The organism is Shewanella sp. 10N.7 (genome assembly GCF_020806285.1).
Classification (GTDB): domain Bacteria; phylum Pseudomonadota; class Gammaproteobacteria; order Enterobacterales; family Shewanellaceae; genus Shewanella; species Shewanella electrodiphila.
Map to the genome: position 1 here is coordinate 1 of NZ_JAJGZS010000087.1, position 333 is coordinate 333.

A 333-nucleotide genomic window follows, 5' to 3' on the forward strand; every position below is an offset into this window, starting at 1 on the left:
GTCTTTTTAGCAGGTTAGGAGCTATTTTTGACTCACTTTTAGCTATTTTGTATCGATGTTTTCTGAGCTGAGTGCTCACCAAGCCTGTATGCTTCATTAAACTTGCAGCTTTATAGCGACCGACATTTTCGCCTTGCTGATTTAATTGTCCCGCAATGGTTCTAGCTCCCGCAGAGCCTCGACTAACACTGTGTATCTCAATAGCTTGATGGCATAGTCTCTGATAATCAGGATTAACTATACCGCGATGTTTAAGGTGATAGTGATAGCTACTTCGAGGCACTTCAAACAACTGACATAGTTGTTTAACGATGCTTTGCTCTCTTGATAATG

The 333-nt window shown here is 41.1% G+C and carries 1 protein-coding gene; it reads right to left on the reverse strand.

From position 1 onward, the window contains the following. On the reverse strand, positions 1-333 hold a 333-nt coding region (locus LMH66_RS20320), incomplete at both ends, for an IS3 family transposase (protein WP_229372733.1).